Source organism: Mesorhizobium sp. M7A.F.Ca.CA.002.05.1.1, assembly GCF_003998335.1.
Classification (GTDB): domain Bacteria; phylum Pseudomonadota; class Alphaproteobacteria; order Rhizobiales; family Rhizobiaceae; genus Mesorhizobium.
The window spans coordinates 1-1,638 of the sequence record NZ_RZQI01001129.1; the positions used below are offsets into that span (position 1 = coordinate 1).

The following is a 1,638-nucleotide window of genomic DNA, read 5'->3' on the forward strand; positions in this document are numbered from 1 at the left end:
GAACCAGCCTTGCGCCATTCCTCGAAGGCATGCCAGTCGACATGCCGGGGCAGCCATTTCGATGTAGTCCATGCCGGCTCGCTTGAGCGCTTTGTCGGAGAGCGGAAATCCGGCCGGTTCGATGATGTCGACGCCAAGTCCGAGGCACGCGGCGAAGCGCAGGATTGTCCCGGTGTTGCCGGCAATGTCAGGCTGGTAGAGCGCGATGCGGAGACGACAGTTCATTTCCGCGTCCTTCTAATAAGTGGCGGATCGGCCACAGCGGCTTGGCGGTTTTGGAAATTGCTGGACCTGCGGGTGGCCATTTTCTGCGAGGTCGGGTATACAGCCAGGATTGTCAACCCGAACCGATGGAGGGGTAATTCATGATGATCATGCACATCCAGCGCCCCTCTCGTGGGCTTACCTGCCTGCCGGCGGTTTCGGTACGACGATTCTCCTGACTCTCTAAGACTTGATCGCACCGATTCCCGCCGAAACGATTTTTCGGCTCTCGAAGGAATCCTGCGATGTTTTTCAAAAAGTCAAAAGGGCTGAACACCCCAGCTGAACCTGTCCGGACCGATGCTTGTCATGTCCAGACCGACGCAAAGCATGCCTCCGGCCGAATGCCGGCGGACGATATTGCTTCGCCTTTTTATCTCGATTTTCACACGGAGGACGGACCGATGTTCGATCCCTATAGAATACCTGGCTCGAGGAGCCTGCATATCCATCGACTGCCGACCTGGGCGCTGCTGATCGGCGACACCTATTCGTCGGCGGTGCACGCCGAGGTTCGCCGCCGGCCGCATCGCGGCATGCTGCCGGATGTCGATTTTTCGCGCGCGGTTCCCGATCTGAGCCGGCCTTCGCTGGTGCGCCGGATCATCCGGCTGATCCGGCCGGGCGCGAAAAACCGGGCTGGCGGCACCGTGTCGTCAGGATCGTCTGGCGCAGCTGTCGGCGAAAAGCCCGCGAGCCCCTATATTGCGCGAAGCAGGGCCGACGGTCCGGGTGATTCCAGACCGTCGGCCCTTGACGCCATGGGTTCCGCGGATTTCGTACGCTCACGTGCCGCGTAAGCGGCACACACATTTCACAGGCATAACCTATGTTGTTGTTTAGCTGGTTTGAAAAAAGGCTCGATCCGTTCCCCGCAGCGGAACCGGTCGAGCCGCCCAAGACGCTGGTTGCCTTCTGCCTGCATTATACGCGCGGCGCATGGCCATATATCCTTTTCGACGCGGTGCTGGTGACGGCCATCGCGATCGCGGACGTATGGATGTTCGGCTTTCTCGGCCGCATCGTCGACTGGCTGTCGGGGCAGAATCGCGAAACCTTCCTGCAGACGGAAGCCTGGAAGCTCGCCGGCATGGCCTTCATCGTGCTGTTCGCGCTGCCGGGCACGGTATGGCTGCATTCGTTTCTCAACCAGCAGACGCTGATGGGCAATTATCCCATGCGCATCCGCTGGCAGGTGCACCGCTATCTGCTCAAGCAGTCGATGAGTTTCTACCAGGACGAGTTCGCCGGCCGCATCGCGACAAAGCTGATGCAGACGGCTCTCGCCGTGCGCGAATGCGTCATCAAGGTGATCGACGTCCTGAACTACGTTATCGTCTATTTCCTCGGCATGCTGCTCATCGTCGGCTCGGC

2 protein-coding genes and 1 pseudogene are annotated in these 1,638 nt (G+C 60.0%); 2 read left to right on the top strand and 1 reads right to left on the bottom strand.

The features are described from left to right. Positions 1–225, bottom strand: a pseudogene (locus EN939_RS33265) (tRNA (cytidine(34)-2'-O)-methyltransferase); the annotation flags it as partial. 443 nt (positions 226–668) lie between these two features. On the opposite strand from EN939_RS33265, the gene EN939_RS33270 reads away from it, so the two are divergent. Both EN939_RS33270 and EN939_RS33275 read left to right on the top strand, forming a co-directional pair. Then, positions 669–1,064: a hypothetical protein gene (locus EN939_RS33270; RefSeq protein ID WP_127271716.1), complete on the top strand. Its 396-nt coding sequence runs from the start codon at positions 669–671 to the stop codon at positions 1,062–1,064. A 29-nt stretch (positions 1,065–1,093) separates the two neighbouring features. Next, positions 1,094–1,638: ABC transporter transmembrane domain-containing protein (locus EN939_RS33275; RefSeq protein WP_164751473.1), on the top strand; the 545-nt coding region annotated here is incomplete at its 3' end.